Source organism: Rhizobium sp. 01L410, from assembly GCF_056400165.1.
The window spans coordinates 331,667-351,508 of sequence record NZ_JBFTST010000005.1 but is presented as its reverse complement, the minus strand read 5'-3'; the positions used below and the strand labels follow the sequence as shown (position 1 = coordinate 351,508).

The following is a 19,842-nucleotide window of genomic DNA, read 5'->3' as shown; positions in this document are numbered from 1 at the left end:
CCGCGCAGCAGGCTGGGTCGGGCTTTACTTGTCCTTCCAGGTCTTGGCGAAGATGTTGTTGCCAAGCGGGATCTGCAGGAAGCCGTGAACCTTCTTGCTCAGAGCGACCGGATAGGGTGTCTCGTAGAGCGAAACGATCGGCCCCTGATCGTTGTAGATCTCCTGCATCTTCGCATATTGCTCGGCGCGCTTCTTGGGATCCATCTCCTTCTGCGACGCTTCGAACAGCTGGTCGGCCTCATCGTTCTTCCAGCCAGTATGCAATGCATCGATCGTCTTGGAATAGACGAAGTAGGAGGTGATTTCGTTCGGATCGGCGATATCGTCGGTCCAGGCGGCGTTGCGCATCACGAAGGTGCCGTCGCGATATTGCTGGGTGCGAGTCGGGTTGTCGACCTGCTGCAGCTCGAGCTTGATGCCGATCTGCGCCCACATCTGCTGCAGCGCCGTGGAGATCCCGACTTCGTCCTGGTTGCCGGCGAGCACGAGGATGCTGGTCGAGAAACCGTTTTCGAAGCCGGCTTCCTTCATCAGGCTCTTCGCCTTTTCAAGATCATAGGGATAGAGCGGCTTGTCACCGACATGCAGCGGAGTGGCCGTCGACATGTAGGAAGTCTGAGGCGTGCCGACGCCATGGGTGACGATCTGGATGATCGCATCCTTGTTGACGGCATAGTTCATCGCCTGGCGAACCTTGACGTTGGACAGCGGGTTGTCCTTGCCAGCGAGTTGCGGGCGCACGTTGAGCGTAATGTATTCGACGCGCGTCGAGGGGAAGAGCTCCATGTCGAGGTTGCCAGCCGATTTCAGCTCTTCTACGCGGGAGTAGGGAATGAATTCGGCGCCGTCGATCTCGCCCGATGTCAGCTTCAGGATGCGGGTGGCGTCATCGGGGATCAGCTCGAAATCGATACCGTCGAGATACGGTAGCGGTTTGCCGTCCTCGCCCTTGCCCCAGTAGTATTCGTTGCGCACCAGCTTCATGCTGGAGCCACGATCCCAGGATTTCAGCATGAACGGGCCGGAGCCGACGGGATGCTCGGCAAAGGCCTTGGCCTTTTCTTCCTCGGTCGCGCCGGCCGAGGCCTCGAAGGTCTTCTTCGGCAGGATACCGGTGTTGAACACGGTCAGCGCTGCCAGGATGGCGGGATCGGGATGCTTGAGCTTGACAGTGACGGTCTTGTCGCCTTCCGTCGTCACATCATCGATGGACTCGATCATGAAGCCCCAGATGCCGTTGTCCTTCTTAGACGCTCTCTTCAGCGACCAAGCGACGTCTTCCGGCGTGATCGGCGTGCCGTCGGAGAACTTGATGCCGTCGCGCAGCGTCAGCGTCACGCTCATGCCGTCGTCAGCAAGCTTATAGGCGCTGGCCAGACCCGGCTGAACGCCCTTACCGTCATCCGTCGGCAGAAGCAGCGTGTCGTAGAGGTTGGAGAGGATCCAGATATCGACATTGGCGTCGTTCAGCACCGGATCGAGAAACAGGCTGTCTGCATAACGGCCATAGGACAGCGTGCCGCCCCGCTCCAGGGCAAATGCAGACACACCGGTGCTCAGTAGAACTGCAGCGGCAATGGCCGCCCGAGTGATCATTCTCATGGCATTCCCCTTTTGTATTTGGTATGACTGTTATTATTGTCTATAACGATTTCACGCAGCAAAATGACTGTCAACCAGTTTTATGCGGCAACCCTAAGACGCTTCACTTGCCTGCAAGCGGATTTCGAGCTAACCGTTATATATAAATAGAACAGCTAGCCGAACGGGTTTCATGGATTTCTTCATCGACCGGGATTTGCCAGTGCCTCTGCGCACGCAGCTTCAGGGGCTTATCGAATACGGTATCGCCTGCGGCGAACTGGCGCCCGGCGAGGCCCTGCCTTCGGTGAGAGAGCTGGCCGAGAAGGTCGGTGTGGCGCCGATGACGGTCAGCCAGGTCTATGCTGATCTCAAGGCTGCGGGCCTGATCGATACGCGCCCCGGTTCCGGTACTTTCGTCAGCGACAGTCACCAGGCACGGCTGGCAGCCCGCGCCGATACCAGCGACTTGCATCTGCATATCGACCAGCTGATCGACGAGAGCCAGCGGCTTGGCATCCGCACCGCCGATCTGGTGTCACTCGTCAACGCAAGGGCGTTTTACCGCGACAGCATCGGTCCGCGGCTGCGGATCGTCATGATCGGCATTTTTCAGGACGCGACGGCAAGCTATGCACGGTTCATCGCCGCGCGCCTCGGCCGTGATGTGACGGTTGAACCGCTGACGGTCTCGGCGATCGAGCGCGACCCGGCGGCCAAGGCACGTGCGAATTCTGCCGATCTTGCGGTTACTTTCGCCAACCGCCACCGCGAAGTGGCGACACTGGTCGCCAATACCAAGGTGGTGACGATCAGCTTTACGCCGTCGGAAGAGACGCGCCGGGCGCTCGCTTCGCTGGATTCACTGGCCTCGATCGCTGTCATTTCGCGCTTCCCGGATTTCCTGCCGATCATGAAGACTGGCGTGCAGCGCTTCGCCCCGCATGTCAGCGAAATCACCGCGACGACGCTGGAGGCGACGGGACTGGAAGATCTGCTCTCGAAGGTCTCCGTCGTCATCTATGCATCCGGCGCCGAGAGCGTCACCGGCCTGCTGCCCGAGGGCGTGCAGGCCATCGAATACCGCCATGCCCCCGATACTGCCGATATCGAACGGGTGATCGTGCCGATCATCCGCGCGGCCCACGTGCAGGCGCAGGGCGAGGAAAGCCCGAGACGGAACGAAGCCGACGCGAAGGTCTAGGAAAGGCAGATGCGATGAGAGTATCGGAGTCCAACTGGCAGCAGATCGAAGCCTATCTGAAGACCGATGACCGAGCGATCCTGCCGCTCGGCAGCACCGAGCAGCATGCCGGCCTGTCGCTTTCGGTCGATTCCATCCTGTCCGAGAAGGTCGCGGCCGATGCGGCAGCGCCGCTCGGCATTCCCGTCTTCCCGGTCGTTGCCTATGGCATTACGCCGTACTTTCTCTCCTATCCCGGCACGATCAGCATCCGCCAGGAAACCTATATCCGGCTGGTGCGCGACATTCTCGATGGCCTCAGGCTGCAGGGTTTTCGCCGTATCCTGATCGTCAACGGCCATGGCGGCAACCAGCCGGCGGGCAGCATGGCGATCGAGTGGATGGCCGATAATCCGGATACTGCGGTGAAATTCCACAACTGGTGGAACTCGCCGAAGACCTTCGCCAAGGTGCAGGAGATCGATACGGTCGCCTCGCATGCCTCCTGGATGGAGAATTTCCCCTGGACGCGTCTCGAAGGCGTCAAGCAACCGACGCAGCAGAAGCCGATGATCGATTTGGCCCGCATGCGGGTGATGCCGCCGGATGCGGTGAAGGCCTATCTCGGCGATGGCAACTTCGGCGGCTATTACGAGCGGCCGGATGAGGAAATGCAGGTGATATGGAATGTGGCGGTCGAAGAGACGCGCGCGCTTCTCGAGGGAGGCTGGGCGTGAGTGATCCAATCCTGATCTGGGGCGCTGGCGCCATCGGCGGCACGCTCGGCGCCGCCTTTCTCCGGGCCGGCCACGAGGTAATGTTCGTCGACAACGTCAAGGACCATGTCGATGCCATCAATACCAAGGGGCTGAAGATCGTCGGTCCGATCTTCGAGGATGTCGTGCAGGCCAAGGCCTATCTGCCCGAGGAACTCACCGGCACCTACGGCAGGACATTCCTGTGCGTGAAGGCGCATCACACGGAAGCGGCGGCGAAGATGCTGGTCCAGCATCTGGCCTCCGACGGCTACGTCGTGTCGGCGCAGAACGGCCTCAACGAAAGGGTGATCTCGCGCATCACCGGCGAAAACCGGGTGATCGGCTGCTTCGTCAATTTCGGCGCCGACTATCTGGAGCCTGGCGTCGTGCAATATAGCGGCCACGGCGCCGTGGTGATCGGCGAACTCGACGGGCGGTTTACGGATCGCGCCGAGGACATCTACGACCTGATGAAACAGTTCGAGCCGAGGGCGCTGATCACAAACAACATCTGGGGCTTCCTCTGGGGCAAGCTGATCTACGGTGCGCTGCTGTTCGGCACCGCGCTGACTAATGATAGCATCGCCGACGTGCTGGATGATCCGATTGCCCGCCCGGTCTTGCGCAAACTGGCGCTCGAAGTGGCGACGGTCGCCGCCATCAACAATATCCGCCCGGAAGCCTTTGACGGTTTTCATCCGGCCGCGTTCGGGCCACTGGCAACGCCCGAGCAGACGGACAAATCCTTCGACGATATGTCTGTTCATAATCGGAAATCGGCCAAGTCCCATTCCGGCATCTGGCGCGATCTGGCGGTGCGCAAGCGCAAGACCGAGGTCGATGCGCAGGTGCTGCCGGTCGTCGAGATCGGCGAAGAATCGCGCGTTCCGACACCGCTTGCGGCCCGCGTCATCGAGATGATTCACGAGATCGAGGACGGCAAGCGGCCGCTTTCGATGGACAATATCGAAGAGCTTGCGAGGGTGGCATGAACATCTCCTTCGATGGAAAAACAGTTGTCGTCACCGGTGCGGCGCACGGCTTCGGCCGCTCGATCGCGCAAGGGTTCGCGAGCCGCGGCGCGCGTGTCCATGTCTGCGACGTCAACGGGGCGGGCCTTGCCGAAACGATGAAGCTCTGCGGCGACAGGACGACCGCTCATGTGCTCGATGTCGGCAATCGCACCGATGTCCAGGCGCTGGTGCCGAAGTTCGGCGATGTCGATATCCTCGTCAACAATGCCGGCGGTGTGCGCGGTCAGGTCGGAAGGCCGATCGAGGAAATCTCGGAAAGCGACTGGCAGACGATCTTCGACGTCAATCTGTCAGGCGCCTTCTTCATGTCGCAGGCAGTCGCGCCTGTCATGAAAAAGCGCAAGTCGGGACGGATCATCAATATCTCCAGCGGCGCCGGCCTCGGCATTTCGCTGACCGGCATCCAGGCCTATGCCAGCGCCAAGGCGGGGCAGATCGGACTGACGCGCCAGCTGGCGCATGAACTCGGCCCGTGGGGCATCACCGTCAACAACGTCGCCCCCGGCTTCGTCCGCTCCAATCCGACGACCGAACTCCAATGGGACGCGATGGGCGAGGAGGGGCAGGCACGGCTGTTGCAGAACATCGCCCTGAAGCGCCTCGGCGTGCCAGAAGACATTGCCGCAATGGTGATGTTCTTCGCCTCGGATTATGCCGGCTGGGTTTCCGGCCAGGTGATCAGCGTGGACGGCGGCAAATGAGCGTCGAGGCCTATCTGGAAGAGCATTATCCGGCGGCCGTCGAAGACCTTAAGGCCTTCTGCCGCATTCCGAGCGTCAGCACCGATCCGGCTTTCATCGAAGGCATCCGTCACGCAGCCGCCTTTGTCTCGGAGCGGTTGAAGAAGGCCGGCTTTGCCTCCGTTGAGATGCTGGGAACCAGCGGCCATCCGGCCGTCTATGGCGAGATCATCGCCGATCCGAACCTGCCGACCTATCTCGTCTATGGACATTATGACGTCCAGCCGCCGGACCCGCTGGACAAATGGCTGACGCCACCTTTCGAGCCCGACGAGCGCGATGGCAGGCTCTATGCCCGTGGTGTTTCCGATGACAAAGGACCTCTGCTGATCCCGATCCTCGTTGCCGAGGCTTTCATGCGCGTCGAGGGGCGGTTGCCGGTCAATCTGAAGGTGCTGATCGAGGGCGAGGAGGAATCCGGCAGCCCGCATTTTGCGCCGACGCTTGCCAAATACCGCGACAGGCTCCGTTGCGATCTCGTACTCTCGGCCGATGGCGCCATGTGGCGGCCGGACAAGCCGTCGATCACAGTCGCCAGCCGCGGCCTCGCGGCGCTGGATGTGACGGTGACCGGTGCCGTCAAGGATCTGCATTCCGGCCGTCACGGCGGAAGCGCGCCAAACCCGATTGCTGCCTTGTCGGCGCTGCTGGCCTCGATGCACGGGCCGGATGGCCGGGTCAGCGTCGAAGGTTTTCTCGACGGCGTCACACCGCCCGATCCGCGCATCCTGACGGCAATCGATGCGTCGAATTTCGACAGCGCCGCTTATTACCAGGAAATCGGCGTTGCCAGTGGCGATCCGATCGATACCGGCCGCGAATTGCTGATCCGCCAGTGGCTGGAGCCGACGCTGGAGTTCAACGGCATCTGGGGCGGCTATCAGGGCAAGGGTACCAAGACCGTCATTCCAAACACGGCCGGTGCCAAGATCACCTGCCGCCTCGTTGCAGGGCAGAAGCCGGATGTGGTGATCGCGGCGATCACCCGTCATCTGCAGAAGCACTTGCCGAAGGGTTTCCAGCTCGCGGTGCATCGACACGGCCCGGGCAGCGAAGCCGATTTCGTCGATCCTGACCTGCCGGCGCTGAAGATTTCGGAAGAGGTCCTGGGCGAGTTGCTCGGCCAGAAACCACTGCGGGTTGCGATGGGCGCTACGATCCCGATCGGCAGCGCCTTCCGCCAGCATCTCGGCTGTGGCGCGATCTTCTTCTCCTTCTCGACGGGCGACGAGGACTATCACGCGCCGAACGAATTCTTCCGGCTCTCGAATTTCAAGCTCGGCATGCGGGCCTGGACCATGCTGCTGCGGCGACTGGCCCTGGCGAAAAACAATTGACGCGCCGCCCGGCGCTCCCAGTCTCCGCTAACTGACGGGACTTGTCTTCGTGCTTCCACTGATTGTTCTCGCTGTGCTGGCCTCGGCACGTACGACCGCTTGGGCGACAGGCCTTCACCCGATGGCCCTGAATTCTCATAAAACCAGGATATGATCCCAGAGTCTAAATTTCCATATGGGCAGAGCGATGTTGCGCGCAACTCAACAAAACGCGGATAAAAATCCTCACCCTTGTCTTCGCGCCATCGCTTTGTTTCCGCTCGAAGTTTTCCACGTTGCGAGGTTTTGAAACGGTCCAATCTGATATAAGGGGGATAAAAGAGGAGCCATAATGCCGATTCACGATCCCTGTGCCCTGCTCAGCAGAGCCGAGAGCGTCCGATGTCGGGAAATGCCCGCGCGGTCAGACGAGCAATTGTCGCAGGTTTTTCTGATGAAGGCCGAGATGCAGCCCCAGGCGCAGCATCAGGAACCAGGACAAATCGAACCTTGAGATGATCGCCGCATAGCCGGCCGGTTCTTACCGGTCCGGCAAGGGACGTCCGTGAAAATCATTCACACAGTGCGTAGGCCATTAACCCAATAGTATTGTCGCGAACTTGGGTCGCTCGGCCTAGACCCTCCTGTGAAAAGTCATCACCAACTGCGTAAATCTATCACATTAGCTTCATGCTGCGAAGATCAATCACCAAAAGAGATGGCATCGGACGTTCAGTTTCCGACGGATCGGCCGCCAAACCGACCGCCGCATTGCGTCCGAAACCGGAGAACCGGATGCAGGAGGGAGGGAGATGACTGGAGGCGGTTTTAGGACTGATTGCCGGCAATCTAGATTCGAAACTCTTTGACTGTCATGAATTCATATGTCCTACATTTTATTAAATCTTGGCCGTTAAGTAGATGATGTGAGACTGGCAGACTCGACGCTCATCAAGATAGCGACTAAAAAGCTAACCATTGTCACCCGATCAACATGCATTTGCGGGTAGCGCTGCAGGAACGAGAGAATGAGCGGCTCCATTACCTCGCGAGCCGCCGACGCAAACGCATTGATAAGCAACGTGCCGGTAGGGATCTCGTGCGGAAGCGATAGCTGAGGCCAAGCCGGCATCGCGGATGATGGCCCAGGGGCAGCCTGAACCGGTCTTCGACTTCGTTCTGGGAGCCGCGTAGATATCTGCGGATGGCTCATCGATTTTTGGGCGCTCAATGACGCACCTTTTCGCCGTGATTGTGATCGTGGCAAATCCAAAGGCCATGAGATCATCCAGCTTTGCGCGATTTCAGCTCCTTCGAAACGACTTCTTCAATGCGTCCATGATGTCTAAGACGTTGCTCCTTTCCTCGTCATCATCCTTCGTGGATTTCGAAGTCTTGGTCTTCGACGGCTTCTCGGCTTTCTTTTTATCGGCAATGAGCTTCAGCAAGCTTTCGTGGATAGGTAGGACACCATATCCGGCGACCAGCCCTTCAGCCGTTTTTTGAGCATTGCCTCAAGTGCTGGAAGTGGCTTTAGCATCCGACTTCCGATCTAAGCCTGTGAAATATTCGCTTTCCGGCCGCGTTTGCGCATTGCGATGCCGGTTCATCCACCTGTCGGTCGTTTGCGATCAAGATCGGAATGGTCGAGACCGAAGTGTTCCAGAACGAGGTCGAGGTTCCGGCGGTTGGATTTGAAGTAGACATCGAACAGGTCCCCGACCAACGGGACGCTTCCGGCCGCAGCATCGAAACAGATATTGACCAGCATCTTAAAAAGCTTGTCGTTCGGCACGCCAAGCCGCCGCGCCTCGTTCACGATGTAGAGACTGATCGCAGCGCCGGCGAAGTCACCGACGCCCGGGACCAACCCCATGATTGAATCTGCTCCAAACGTAAAGTCTGTTCCGGGGATGCGCAACGCCGTGTCCATGAGCCGCGACAACCCACGCATGCGGCGAAGGCGGGCCAGATGGTCCATGTTGCGGAAATCCGTGTGCTGACTATGGGCTCGCTCGTATGTCATGGCTCCGCTTTCGTCATCTTGCCCATCCGCTTAGTCGCCTGTTAGTCGCCTGCTCCAGCGAGCGCTGTCCGTCACAATTGTCCTGCCAGCCGCCGGCTTGTCCTCGTGTAATCCCTTGAATGCCACTGGCGGACCAGTTCGCTTTGCTTGTAGGTCGATAGCTTGTGGCTGGCCATTACAGTCCCCGGTACAAATCCGCCTCCCATCTCGGATGAAGACGGGACGAGATACAGGCCCGACAAGTGAGACGCTCAACTGCCGTTTCGTTGGCCGCGATGAGAAACCGGAAAATCATCGCGTTCGTCATCTCTGTCACGTCCGGTTGACACAACCCGCGACCCCAACAGGCAAAAGGCAACAGATAGTCGTTTTGTTCCATGGAGTTGGGCATGGGAGTTGGACAGCAGCGCCATCGGCTGTCAATGATCGAGCTGGTCACGTCGGATTGGTATGCGCTTTCAGCAAAACGCGCTGCAGCAAAGTCTATTTGATAGGCGAGGAGTATCGGTATGATCTGGCTAACGAAGTGATGCACCTTCTCTCGCGTCGGTTCGATATGCAGACGTAGTACCTCCTCCCAGTTGCTGTTCGATTGTTTCGAAAAAGCCTTCCACACCTCCTCCCAGGCTTTCGTTCTTGTCCCGCACCCAGTGCGGCTGCATGCGAAAAACGATGTGGCAGCCAAGGATTGGGAACCCGTAAGGCACTTTTCGCGAGCCGAATATTCTTGGGGCTTGTGCCTATCATTTGCTCGACCTGTGAGGAGCTTTCGCTCACTCGCATGCGACCAATCGCTGACGCAAGTTCATGCTGGCTGTAGCCTTGCGCTAAGCGGCGGCGCCGCCTTGTAAACAACGAGCGATTACCTCACGCGAGAAAATATGACTTGCAATAGAAACTGAATGGTTCCATATTATCTTCATGGTTAGACGCAGTCAGACATCCCCGACCGTTGGACGCCCTCGCGAATTCGAACTCGACGACGCAGTCCGCAAGGCGATGGGCGTGTTCTGGGACCGTGGATATCACGATGCATCTTTGCCCGACCTGCTCGAAGGCATGGAGCTATCGAGAGGTAGTTTTTACAAGGCGTTCGCAGACAAGCGGGGCGTCTATCTCCGCGCGCTTGATGTCTATATCGAAGATGCCATTCGTAAGCTTGGCGAAATCCTGCATACCAACCCGTCGCCAAAGGCCGCAATTCGAGAAGCCTTTTCGCGGCAGGTCGAGGATTCTTCAGGCGAAAAAGGCCTGCGCGGCTGCTTTGTCGTGTTGTCCGCCGTCGAAATGCTTCCCGCGGACGAAGAGGTTTCCGCTCGAATTGCACGACTGTTCCGGCGACTGCAGGATCTTTATGCGGCCGCCATCATAAGGGCTCAAGCCTTGGGTGAGATTGATCGTGGGCTGGACGAGCGAACTCTGGCGAGGTTCCTCGTGTGCCAAATCCAAGGAATGAGAGTTCTCGGGAAAACTGGAGCGGATCGCGACGACACCAGGGCGATGGTCGACTTCGCGCTGAAGCCGCTCGACTAAACGCAAATTAGGAACCGTTCAGTTCCTATTTTGCGCATTTCGCAACCGCATGAGCGGTTTCGCGTCTCGATATGGAGAGAACATTGATACAATCCCATGCCGCTAAGGACAGTCTCGATCCGGGCAGGTGGACGGCATTGGCCATCTTGTTAACCGGGGCTTTTCTGCCACCGCTGGATTTCTTCATCGTCAACGTGGCGTTGCCCTCGATCCGGGAGGACTTTCAGGCCTCCGCCTCAACGATGCAGCTGATTATTTCAGGCTACGCCACCACCTACGCAGTCATGCTGATCACCGGTGGCAGGCTTGGCGACCTTTATGGTCGACGAAACGTCTTTCTGGCTGGAATGGTCGCGTTTGCCGCCGCCTCTGCCTTGTGCGGCTTCGCCTGGTCCCCCTCGATCCTGATCACTGGCCGTATCTTCCAGGGGTTTGCTGCAGCAATCATGGCGCCTCAAGCTTTGGCGTCAATTAATGCAATTTTTCCCGACCACGAAAAGTCGAAGGCACTCAGCTTTTATGCTCTGACATTTGGGGTGGCATCAATGGCTGGCCTGTTTCTCGGTGGGGCGCTGATTGCCCTGAATGTCTTTGGCCTCGGATGGAGAGCTATTTTCCTCATCAACCTTCCCGTGATCGCGATAGCCGCGCCGGCCGCGCTGGTAATGTTGCGCGAGACCCGATCGGAGCATGCGAGAAAGCTGGATCTGGGTGGAGCGACGCTGATCGCAGTTGCGTTGTTTGCACTGATATCGCCGCTCATTGAGGGCCGTGAACAAGGGTGGCCGATCTGGTCGATCTTGATGCTATCGGCTTCCGGGCCACTTCTACTGATATTTTGGCGCTACGAGCTCAAGGTAGGGGCCGCGGGGGGAGATCCGATTGTCGAACCTCGATTGCTCCAGCTCCCTGGATTGAAGCGCGGGCTGCTCTCAGCGCTGTTCTTCTATGTCTTTGCGGCTTTCTGGCTGACATTCTCGGTCTACCAACAGGGCGGCCTTGGCCGCACGCCGTTCGAGGCCGGAGTTGCAATCCTTCCCGCGGCCCTCGGGTTCGTTCTCGGACCATTCGCAAGCGGGAGCATCCTGCGCGTCTTCGGTAGATATTCCGCCGCCGCCGGCATGACCCTGGAAGCGGCCGGATTGTTCGGAACCGCGGCCCTGATCTCATTCGGGGCACCAGAGTTCCTATTCGTTGCTCTGTTCCTCATTGGCGCCGGACAGGGAATTGCGCTGCCAAATCTCGTGAAGACTGTCGTTCAGCGAGTTGACCCGACGCGGGCGGGTTTGGCCTCCGGGCTAATCAATTCGATGCTCCAGATAGGCGGCGCTTTGGCAACAGCGCTTATCGGCGGATTGTTTTTCTCAATCCTGGGTTCAGCATCCGATGAGAGATCCATCGGCCATGCCTACAGCATCGCAGCCGTCGCGATTGGTCTCTGTCTTCTCGTTGCAGGTTGGCTTTCTGCTGGCCTTCCATCGAACAAAGAAGTCCACCGATGAGTGCAAACTTTAAGAAGCCTGGCCATCGGCGAGTACGTTGAAGGTGCAATCATTCCCTCTACTCGGCCACCCTTGCACAAATCGGCCGATCGACATGCAACACTGAGGTAAACCCGATGAACAAGATTCCTACTCCTCCACTTGCAGGAAAGCGAGCGCTCGTGACCGGTGCGGCACGCGGTATCGGTGCGGCCATCGCATTAAAACTGGCCGAAGATGGTGCTGACGTCGCGATCACCTTTGAGAGGTCGGCGGAAAAGGCCGAAGCCCTCGCAGCCGAGATACGAGTGATGGGCCGCAAAGCCATTGCCATTCAAGCTGATGCTGCGAGCCCGGAGGCTGCTAAAGCCGCGGTTGAGCGGACTGCCGCTGACCTCGGCGGCCTCGACATCCTTGTCAACAATGCCGGAGTCCTGTTTGCAGGCGATTTCTCTTCACAGCCACTGGACGAGATCGATCTTCAACTGAACGTTAATGTGCGCGGCGTCTTTTTGATCACTCAGGCAGCGTTGAAGCACATCCCGGACGGAGGGCGCATCATCAGTACCGGCAGCAATGCAGGCCTTGCTGTCCCGTTCGCGGGAATTGCCGTCTATGCAGCGACCAAATCCGCTTTGGAAAGTTTTACACGTGGTCTAGCGCGCGAACTGGGTCCGCGGGAAATTACCGTCAATCTGGTCCGGCCTGGTCCGATCGACACCGATATGAACCCTGCCGATGGCGCTCTAGCAACTGCGATCTTGCCGAGCCTATCGATTGCCCGATACGGTCGGACCCGAGAGGTCGCAGAGGCCGTTGCATTCCTTGCAGGTCCGCGCGCTGGCTACATCACCGGCTCGGGCATTCTCGTCGACGGCGGTATAAGCGCTTGAACATTGAGCAAGGCGGGACCTGCTATTGGCAAGCCAGGGTCTCGCTGCGAAATTGGAGCCAGGACATGGAATATACGCGCCTTGGAAACACCGGCCTCGAGATTTACAGCTCTGCCTTGGATGCATGAGCTATGGCGAACCCGATCACGGAAGCCACCTTTGGACGCTGACGGAAGAACAAAGCCGCCCCTTTATCCGCAAAGCGATCGAATTCGGGACCAACGTCTTCGATACCGCCAATGTCTACTCGGATGGAACGAGCGAGGAAATTCTCGGTCGCGCCATCAGGGACTATTCTGCGAGAGACGACGTCGTCATCGCCATCAAGGTGGACGGCCGAATGAAGTCTGTGACAAATGGTATCATCGGCGCGACCAAGTTGCAGCACTTGGACGACGCTGTCGCCGCGCTGTCCACAGGCCCGCAGACGCTGAAATACAACCTCTTGAGATCAACTACATTCCACACTCTGCCGTCGGGTTTTCCTGACGACAGAGTGTTGGTTCGACTGTTTTGGCGGAACAGACTGAATCACGTGAATATGGAGAAAGCATTGAAGACAATCGGTATACTTGGCGGAATGTCCGCAACCTCGACCCAGATTTATTATCGGGAACTCTGCAGGCTGACACGCGAGAGCCTGGGCGGACTTCATTCCCCTGAGCTTCTGATTAGGTCTGTCGACTTCGATGAGATCGAGAAATTACAGGCATCGTCTGATTGGGACGCAGCGGCAAAAATCCTTAACGAAAAAGCCATTGCTCTGGAGCGCGGAGGTGCCGACTTGCTTGTTATGGCGACGAATACCATGCACAAGGTTGCGGACAAGATTGTCGGCGGGGTGTCGATCCCATTCGTGCACATCGCGGATGCAACAGCGACAGCGATCCTGGACAGCGGGTTCCGCAAGCCGGGGCTAATGGCAACCGCTTTCACGATGGAACAGAATTTCTACACCGATCGCCTGACCGCCCGAGGACTGTCACCAATAATTCCTGACGCCGATGATCGAGCGGAGACCCACCGCCTCATCTATGACGAGTTGTGTCGCGATGTGGTCCGTGAGGAAAGTCGCTTGACGTATGAACGGATTGCGCAGCGACTAATTGATCAAGGCAGTGATTGTCTAATCCTTGGCTGTACCGAGATAGGGATGCTGTTGAATGAGGGTAATGTCAGCATCCCCGTCTTCGATACGACCTTGGTTCACTGTGAAGCCGCCCTTCGAGCTGCTTTGCAGTGACATGCTGCCCATCTGGCGACTGTTTTGGGAGTGTGCCAGAGCATCGGTTAGCCCTGCTCACCAAGATGCTGGTGGACCCACTTCGCCTCTTCCGACGCAGTGCGTCCAAAATGCCTTCTAAAATCGCGGCTGAATTGGGCCGGGCTGACATAGCCGACCGACGCAGCTACGGCTGCAATGGTCCCGCTCCGGCGGGCGATCATAAGTCGCGCCTCATGGAGCCGCATCGCCTTTATATATTGCATCGGGCTTGAGCCGGTCAGGTTCTTGAAATGGACGTGATAGGAAGGAACGCTCATGCCTACCTCTTTGGCCAGATCCGCGACGGCAATTTCGGTAGCATAATTCTCCCGCAGCCACGTCACGCTCTCGACCAGTTTTCCCGAGGTTCCTTTGCGCTGAAGGGCCGCGATCACCGCGTCACCTTGCGGCCCCGATATGACCCGATAATGCAGTTCACGCAGGATGGAGCTCCCAAGCACGGCGACATCGACCGCGTTGCCGAGCACAGTCAGCAGGCGAAGCAGGACGTCCTCGATATCGCGATCCATTCTGCTTGAGAGCAGCCCTTTCGGTTTGGCGTCTGAGGGACCTGCAAGTTCTTCCACCTGCAGAGCAATCTCGGCCGCCATCTGCATATCGAACTCCAGATAGACGGCAAGCAATGGACGCTGTGGACTTGCCTTTGAAGTCATCCGGAATGGAACGGGTACTGAGACAGCGAGGTAATGGTCCTCGTCATAGCGGTAGACTTCGCCTTCCAGGATTCCGTATTTGCTTCCCTGTAATACGAAAACTGCCCCCGGCTTATAGAGAACCGGAACGTCATCCAGTACCGCTTCAGTGCGCAGGATACGGACACAACTGATACTTGTCTGATTGTAGCCAAGGCGAGGAGCCAGTTGTTCGGCCACGGCGACAAGCCGGTCGTGGAGTACGGACCGTTCTTCAAAAATCATAGTATTAGGCAAAACACTTAGAGGATCCGCAATCGAGTTAAGATCCCCTTCAGATTATCTGTCATCCACGATTAATCAAGGAGTTTTAGAAATGTCGAGCAGAACGTTTTTCATAACAGGGGCGAACTCGGGCTTTGGACTGGCGATCGCCACTGCCGCAATGGAAGCAGGTCACACCGTCATCGGGACCGTCCGCTCCGAAGCCTCAAGCGAAGCGCTGGCAAAGACCCTCCCGGAACTGCGCCAGGTCCTTTGCGACGTCACCGATTTCGACCGCATCGCTGACGTTGTTCAGCAAGCCGAGGACGAACACGGGCCAGTCGACGTGCTGATCAACAATGCCGGTTACGGTCACGAGGGCGTGCTCGAGGAATCGCCACTTGAAGAGATGCGACGTCAGTTTGATGTGAACGTGTTCGGCGCCGTTGCTGTGGCCAAGGCATTTCTTCCGAGGTTCCGTGAGCGCCGCCGTGGTTTCATCGTCAACGTTACGTCGATGGGTGGTATGATCACCATGCCCGGGATCGCGTATTACTGCGGCAGCAAGTTTGCCCTTCAGGGCATTTCCGAGGTCATGCGTTCGGAGATGGCGGCGTTTGGAGTTCACGTGACAACGCTTTGCCCAGGCTCGTTCCGGACAGACTGGGCTGGGCGTTCTATGGTGCGCACCGACAGGTCGATTGCGGATTACGACAGCCTGTTCGATCCAATCCGCGAGGCACGTCAGGCCGTAAGCGGCAAGCAGCTCGGTGATCCCAAAAAACTGGCTGCCGCTGTGCTTACTCTCATTGGATCAGACAATCCTCCGCCGCAGCTCCTGCTCGGCAGCGATGCCCTCAGCCACGTTACAGCGCGGATCGAGCGTTTGCAGCAAGAACTCACATCGTGGAAAGCTCTGACGATCTCCACGGATGGTTAGGAAAAACGAGCCTTTTTTGCTATTGACGATCTGCCTACTAGAAGGTAGACAACTCCCATGAGCAATCTTTCGAACACTTCCGACGAAATCCTGGCCTCCGCCCGCAACCTGATCATGAGTGGGGGTTACAATGGGTTCAGCTATGCAGATATCTCTGAAGTGGTCGGCGTACGCAAGGCCAGCATCCACCATCATTTCCCCAGCAAGGTCGATCTGGTTCGTGAGCTGGTTAAGCGCTACCGGGAAGACGGTCAGGCGAGTGTTGTCACCCTTGAGCAGAATGTTCCAGACGCACTGGACATCCTCAAGGTCTATGCGAACCACTGGGCCAAATGCATAGAGGATGCGAGTAGGCCCTATTGTGTGTGTGCTTTGCTCGCCAGTGAATTGCCATCCCTTCCGCCGGAAGTCGCAACAGAGGTGACGGCATTCTTTCGCTTTATCTCCACGTGGCTGACGGCGGTCATGGAACGTGGCTACAAAAGCGGGACGCTCAATCTCACGAGCGAACCGCCTGTCGAAGCCGAAGCATTTCTGGCGACAGTATATGGGGCGATGCTCTCGGCGAGAGCCTACGGGAAACCGGAGGTCTTTTCGACGATACTGTCACCTGCTCTCAATCGCCTTACGCCGACTGTCTCTCACTAATCCTGCGTGGCTAGCCTGCTCAGGTAAATCACGTCCATCAAACTACCAACTAGTAGGAAGTTAAAATGAAGAATGTCGCCTCTGCTCTAGCCGTCGCGCTCGCCAGCGTCCTTTCCGTGGCAAACTTTTCGACAGCCGCACTTGCCGAAGATAAGAAAGCCGCACCAATCCATGTCCGCGGCAGCATCGTCGACTACCAGGGTTCAACGCTGAAAGTGAAGACGCGCGAAGGCGAAACAGTTGATGTCGCGCTCGCGGACGACTGGAAGGTGGCAAGCGTCGCAAATGCCAAGGTTACCGACATCAAGCCGGGCGATTTTGTCGGCATCGCATCCCTGCCAAAAACCGGCGGTGGCGATGGGGCGCTCGAAGTCCTCATCTTTCCGCCGGCGATGAAAGGCCTTGGCGAAGGAAGTTACGGCTGGGATCTGAAGCCCGACAGCAGCATGACCAATGCGACAGTCGCGGATGCTGTCAAAGGCGTGGAAGGTCGGACTGTAACCGTCACTTATCACGGCAATGAAAAGAAGATCTCCATTCCGGATGGCACGCCTGTCGTGACCATCGCTGCGGCGAGCAAGGACGATCTCGTTACCGGGGCCGTTGTCTTTATCACTGCCGAAAAGGCTGCAACCGGCCCGATCGCCCACCAGGTGGTGGTCGGCAAGAATGGCGTGGTTCCTCCAATGTGAGCCACGTCTTTGCCGGTCGGACCCGCCGCCAGAAGGGTTCGACCGGCGACCACCATCACAGGCTGCGCGATCTGCAGCCGACGTATGCCACGCGCGGAGGATGCCGTGATGAACGAGAATGTTCGATACCCTCGGATGGTTTTTATCCGCCGCCACTCGGTCGTGACCCGCATCACGCACTGGCTGAACGTGCTTTGCCTGAGCTTCCTTCTTTTGAGCGGGCTGCAGATCTTCAATGCCCACCCGGAGCTTTATTGGGGCCAATATGGCGCAAACGGCGACCCGGCCGTTCTGACAATCGGCTCCGACGACGATGGAGGTACGCTAAGCGGCTTCGTGCGTGTCGCAGGGCTTCAGATCCCTACAACCGGCGTCCTTGGTGTTTCCAATGTCGATGGGGAGCCGACTGCGCGAGCTTTCCCGTCCTGGGCGACAATCCCCTCGTTCCAGGATCTCGCGGCTGGACGACGCTGGCATTTCTTCTTTGCCTGGCTGTTTGTGATCAATGGTATTCTCTATCTTGGCTTCAGCCTGCTGAGCGGACACTTCAGGGGAGACCTGGCCCCGAGGGTGGACGAACTCTCGCCTCGCCATCTCGGCCGCGAGGTTCTCGACCACGCTCGTCTCCGCTTTCCCGAAGGGGAGGAGGCCATGCATTACAATGCGCTTCAAAAGCTCACCTATTTGGCGGTCATTGTCGTCCTCCTGCCTCTGATGGTTTTGACCGGCCTGACCATGTCGCCGGGGGTGGACGCCGCTCTCCCCGCCTTGGTCGAGCTTTTCGGCGGACGCCAGTCCGCGCGCACGCTCCATTTCATCACAGCGTCGGCGCTTGTCATCTTCGTCATTGTGCATGTCGCGATGGTGATCCTTTCGGGGACTTGGAACAACATCCGCTCGATGATCACCGGACGCTATGCGATCCAGGAAAAAGGCCCGAAATCATGAGCAAGCTCCTTACTCGACGCCGCCTTCTGGTTGGTGGCACTCTTGGCGCTAGCGCCTTGACCCTCAGCGGCTGTGACCTGCTCGACCAAAACGCACAGGTGTCCAATGTTCTCGGTACAGCCGAGGACCTGACGATGAAGGCGCAGAGACTGCTTCAAGGGCATGATGCTCTGGCGCGTGAGTTTGACGAAAAGGACATTTCTCCCTCTTTCCGCGTCAATGGAACGAGCGCGCCCGACAGCGAAGAATACGCGGAACTGTTGGAAGGCAAGTTTGCAAACTGGCGACTGAAGATCGACGGCCTTGTTGAGCGTCCGCGAGAGTTTTCACTCGCAGATCTAAAGGCGCTCCCAGCGCGCACGCAGATCACCCGCCATGACTGTGTCGAGGGGTGGAGCGCCATCGGCAAATGGACTGGCGTTCCCCTCGCCAGCTTGCTTCGCCTAACCGGGCTGAAGCCAACCGCACGTTATGTCGTGCTGCATTGTGCTGATGAACTTGAAAAGACGCTCGATGGTAGCGGCCGCTATTACGAGAGCATTGATCTCATCGATGCGGTTCATCCACAAACCATCCTTGCCTACCAGATGAACGGTCAAGAACTCAGCGTCGGCCACGGCGCCCCCTTGCGTCTCAGGGTCGAGCGGCAACTGGGATACAAACAGGCAAAATACATAATGCGCATCGAGTTGGTCGACAGCTTCGCAGGCCTGTGGGGCGGACACGGCGGCTATTGGGAAGACCGTGGGTACGAATGGTACGCCGGCATCTAGGCATCCGCCACTAAACCGCATGGGTCAGGTCATGAGCAATCGGAAAGTTCAGAAAGTCATGCCGATTTCAGCGACCGCGTCTCCACGCCGGTTGGTGCAGGAGTAGGTCGCGGGTTCGATTCCTTTCAAGGCGTAGGTGCGCATTTCAGGCTGTCGTGAGAGCATCAATCAGCGCTCTGAGCGCGGGCGGCGCTTGTCTTCGGCTTGTGTGATAGAGATAGAACCCTGGGTAGGAAGGGCACCAGTCCGTCAGCACCTGCATAAGGGTCCCTGCCGCGATTTCGTCCGCCACGTCATGCTCCATGATATATCCCAGCCCGACCCCGGCACGAACGGCAGCCGCCGGCAGATCACCATCATTGGCCACCAAAGGGCCGCTGGTACGGATCTTGATCTCCTTGCCATCTTTCTCGAACTCCCAGGGCAACAATCCGGCCGATGTCGTCAGCCGGTAGCCGATGCAGGCGTGGCGTTCGAGGTCATAGGGTGTCAGTGGAGGAGGGTAGCGGTCGAAATAGGAAGGCGTGCCGACCACCACCGTCCTCAAATCAGGTCCGACCTTCACCGCGACCATGTCCTTGGCGACGGCTTCTCCCAGTCGAATACCGGCATCGAAACCGGCTGCGACGATATCCGTCAATCCGTCTTCGATGTTCACCTCGACCCGCACATCCGGATTGGCGAGCAGGAAGGCCGGCAGTTTCGGCAGAAGAACCATTCGAGCAGCATAGGCAAACGTGGTGATCCTGACCGTGCCGGACGGGTTGTCGCGCCACTCCGCCAATGCTTCTAACCCATTCTCGATGTCGGCAAGGGCTGGGGTCAGCGATTGTAGCAGACGTTCGCCTGCCTCGGTCGGCGCCACGCTGCGCGTTGTACGTGCCAAAAGCCGAACGCCTAACCTCTCTTCCAGGCCGCGCATCGCATGGCTTAGCGCAGAGGGCGACATCCCGAGAATGGCGGAGGCACGGGTAAAGCTGCGCTCTCGCGCCACTGCGGCGAATGCCATCAGGTCATTGAGTTCGTTTCGTTCCATTGATGCAAGTTGTTCACAAGTTCATGCCGCAATCAACGACTTATCCTTGGGAAGGCTTGGCGCTACATCCTGTGCATCA

The 19,842-nt window shown here is 58.2% G+C and carries 18 protein-coding genes and 2 pseudogenes; 15 read left to right on the top strand and 5 right to left on the bottom strand.

All coding sequences use genetic code 11. The features are described 5' to 3' along the window. Nucleotides 1-24: 24 nt before the first annotated feature. Nucleotides 25-1,602, bottom strand: a complete 1,578-nt coding sequence (locus tag AC1DV9_RS13885; protein WP_477948477.1) for an ABC transporter substrate-binding protein — start codon at nt 1,600-1,602, stop codon at nt 25-27. Between the two features lie 202 nt (nt 1,603-1,804). On the opposite strand from AC1DV9_RS13885, the gene AC1DV9_RS13880 reads away from it, so the two are divergent. Genes AC1DV9_RS13880 through AC1DV9_RS13860 form a run of 5 tightly spaced genes read left to right on the top strand, consistent with a single transcriptional unit; the run spans nt 1,805 to nt 6,633 of the window. Next, nucleotides 1,805-2,785 carry a GntR family transcriptional regulator gene (locus tag AC1DV9_RS13880; protein ID WP_477948475.1) on the top strand — a complete coding sequence of 327 codons (981 nt, stop codon included), beginning with the start codon at nt 1,805-1,807 and terminating at the stop codon, nt 2,783-2,785. A gap of 14 nt (nt 2,786-2,799) precedes the next feature. Next, a complete protein-coding gene (locus tag AC1DV9_RS13875) occupies nt 2,800-3,501 on the top strand; it encodes a creatininase family protein (protein WP_112444628.1) in 702 nt (233 codons plus the stop codon). Then, a complete protein-coding gene (locus AC1DV9_RS13870; RefSeq protein ID WP_477948473.1) occupies nt 3,498-4,514 on the top strand; it encodes a ketopantoate reductase family protein in 1,017 nt (338 codons plus the stop codon). Before AC1DV9_RS13875 ends, AC1DV9_RS13870 begins: the two co-directional genes overlap by 4 nt. Beyond that, a complete protein-coding gene (locus AC1DV9_RS13865) occupies nt 4,511-5,257 on the top strand; it encodes an SDR family NAD(P)-dependent oxidoreductase (protein ID WP_477948471.1) in 747 nt (248 codons plus the stop codon). The genes AC1DV9_RS13870 and AC1DV9_RS13865 overlap by 4 nt, the downstream gene beginning before the upstream one ends. Then, the gene (locus AC1DV9_RS13860) at nt 5,254-6,633 is read left to right on the top strand and encodes a dipeptidase (protein ID WP_477948469.1); all 1,380 of its coding nucleotides are present in this window, start codon (nt 5,254-5,256) and stop codon (nt 6,631-6,633) included. The genes AC1DV9_RS13865 and AC1DV9_RS13860 overlap by 4 nt, the downstream gene beginning before the upstream one ends. Before the next feature lie 958 nt (nt 6,634-7,591). Here AC1DV9_RS13860 and AC1DV9_RS13855 read toward each other — a convergent pair. Both AC1DV9_RS13855 and AC1DV9_RS13850 read right to left on the bottom strand, forming a co-directional pair. Next, nucleotides 7,592-7,711: pseudogene (locus AC1DV9_RS13855) on the bottom strand (LysR family transcriptional regulator); the annotation flags it as partial. A 507-nt stretch (nt 7,712-8,218) separates the two neighbouring features. Next, nucleotides 8,219-8,638 (bottom strand): DUF4112 domain-containing protein, encoded by a 420-nt coding sequence (locus tag AC1DV9_RS13850; RefSeq protein WP_477948467.1) that lies wholly within the window; start codon nt 8,636-8,638, stop codon nt 8,219-8,221. A gap of 999 nt (nt 8,639-9,637) precedes the next feature. Here AC1DV9_RS13850 and AC1DV9_RS13845 point away from each other — a divergent pair. The 5 genes and pseudogenes from AC1DV9_RS13845 (at nt 9,638) to AC1DV9_RS13825 (ending at nt 13,788) form a co-directional block, all read left to right on the top strand. After that, nucleotides 9,638-10,171 carry a TetR/AcrR family transcriptional regulator gene (locus tag AC1DV9_RS13845; RefSeq protein ID WP_310295092.1) on the top strand — a complete coding sequence of 178 codons (534 nt, stop codon included), beginning with the start codon at nt 9,638-9,640 and terminating at the stop codon, nt 10,169-10,171. Nucleotides 10,172-10,308: 137 nt separating this feature from the next. After that, nucleotides 10,309-11,673, top strand: a complete 1,365-nt coding sequence (locus AC1DV9_RS13840; protein ID WP_477948465.1) for an MFS transporter — start codon at nt 10,309-10,311, stop codon at nt 11,671-11,673. Nucleotides 11,674-11,789: 116 nt separating this feature from the next. Further along, nucleotides 11,790-12,545, top strand: coding sequence for an SDR family oxidoreductase (locus tag AC1DV9_RS13835; RefSeq protein ID WP_477948463.1), 756 nt, complete (start codon nt 11,790-11,792; stop codon nt 12,543-12,545). 124 nt (nt 12,546-12,669) lie between these two features. Further along, nucleotides 12,670-12,822 (top strand): annotated as a pseudogene (locus tag AC1DV9_RS13830) (aldo/keto reductase); the annotation flags it as partial. 276 nt (nt 12,823-13,098) lie between these two features. Continuing rightward, nucleotides 13,099-13,788 (top strand): aspartate/glutamate racemase family protein, encoded by a 690-nt coding sequence (locus AC1DV9_RS13825; protein WP_477948593.1) that lies wholly within the window; start codon nt 13,099-13,101, stop codon nt 13,786-13,788. Nucleotides 13,789-13,835: 47 nt separating this feature from the next. Here the strand turns inward: AC1DV9_RS13825 and AC1DV9_RS13820 are convergent, their stop codons facing one another. After that, the gene (locus tag AC1DV9_RS13820) at nt 13,836-14,747 is read right to left on the bottom strand and encodes an AraC family transcriptional regulator (RefSeq protein WP_477948461.1); all 912 of its coding nucleotides are present in this window, start codon (nt 14,745-14,747) and stop codon (nt 13,836-13,838) included. A gap of 91 nt (nt 14,748-14,838) precedes the next feature. On the opposite strand from AC1DV9_RS13820, the gene AC1DV9_RS13815 reads away from it, so the two are divergent. The 5 genes from AC1DV9_RS13815 to AC1DV9_RS13795 all read left to right on the top strand — a co-directional run bounded on the left by AC1DV9_RS13815 (nt 14,839) and on the right by AC1DV9_RS13795 (nt 18,727). Next, nucleotides 14,839-15,666: an oxidoreductase gene (locus AC1DV9_RS13815; protein ID WP_477948459.1), complete on the top strand. Its 828-nt coding sequence runs from the start codon at nt 14,839-14,841 to the stop codon at nt 15,664-15,666. 57 nt (nt 15,667-15,723) lie between these two features. Continuing rightward, the gene (locus AC1DV9_RS13810) at nt 15,724-16,314 is read left to right on the top strand and encodes a TetR/AcrR family transcriptional regulator (protein WP_477948457.1); all 591 of its coding nucleotides are present in this window, start codon (nt 15,724-15,726) and stop codon (nt 16,312-16,314) included. Nucleotides 16,315-16,379: 65 nt separating this feature from the next. Further along, complete coding sequence (locus AC1DV9_RS13805; protein ID WP_477948455.1) at nt 16,380-17,006, top strand: hypothetical protein; 627 nt, start codon at nt 16,380-16,382, stop codon at nt 17,004-17,006. A 108-nt stretch (nt 17,007-17,114) separates the two neighbouring features. After that, nucleotides 17,115-17,954, top strand: coding sequence for a cytochrome b/b6 domain-containing protein (locus tag AC1DV9_RS13800; protein ID WP_477948453.1), 840 nt, complete (start codon nt 17,115-17,117; stop codon nt 17,952-17,954). Continuing rightward, nucleotides 17,951-18,727 carry a molybdopterin-binding protein gene (locus AC1DV9_RS13795; protein WP_477948451.1) on the top strand — a complete coding sequence of 259 codons (777 nt, stop codon included), beginning with the start codon at nt 17,951-17,953 and terminating at the stop codon, nt 18,725-18,727. Before AC1DV9_RS13800 ends, AC1DV9_RS13795 begins: the two co-directional genes overlap by 4 nt. A 145-nt stretch (nt 18,728-18,872) precedes the next feature. Here AC1DV9_RS13795 and AC1DV9_RS13790 read toward each other — a convergent pair whose 3' ends face one another. Continuing rightward, on the bottom strand, nt 18,873-19,763 hold the full coding sequence (locus tag AC1DV9_RS13790) for a LysR family transcriptional regulator (RefSeq protein WP_477948449.1): 891 nt from the start codon (nt 19,761-19,763) through the stop codon (nt 18,873-18,875). Between the last annotated feature and the right edge of the window lie 79 nt (nt 19,764-19,842).